This window comes from Vibrio sp. 1249-1 (genome assembly GCF_033340495.1).
In genome coordinates this window covers 1-506 of record NZ_JAWOWJ010001221.1, presented here as the reverse complement: position 1 = coordinate 506, position 506 = coordinate 1, and the positions used below count along the sequence as shown (strand labels likewise).

Genomic DNA, 506 nt, shown 5'->3' with positions numbered 1-506 from the left:
ATGAATAACAAAGTGGTCGACTGCCAGACCCAAAGTGAATTGTCTTACCGCTCCGTGCAAAGCTTGTTGGAGCAAATCAACGCCACTGAACAATGCATGGCAGAATTGGCGAACGACACGCAGAGCATTGGCCAAATAGTCGAGACCATCAACAGCGTTTCTGAACAAACCAACTTATTAGCCCTTAACGCAGCAATTGAAGCCGCTCGTGCGGGCGAGCATGGTCGCGGCTTCGCGGTTGTCTCTTCTGAAGTGCGTGATTTGGCGCAGCGCAGCCAAGAAGCTACCGAGAACATCAGCAAACTGTTGGACCAAATTGGCGAGAAAACCCGTTTCTCAGTAGAAAGCATGGCGAAGAGCAAACAAGCCAGTGACGACACGTTTGAATCCGTGCAACAAGTGAATGAGAGTGTGTCTTTACTCGAAAGCAGCATCGAACACGTGAACAATCACATCAGCACCATTACGCACTCGACCATTGAGCAATCTAAAGCATGTGAAGCCAT

At 49.2% G+C, this 506-nt stretch carries 1 protein-coding gene; it reads left to right on the top strand.

The genetic code is table 11. From position 1 onward, the window contains the following. The coding region (locus R7Z50_RS31380) for a methyl-accepting chemotaxis protein (protein WP_318150259.1) at positions 1–506 on the top strand (506 nt) is incomplete at both ends.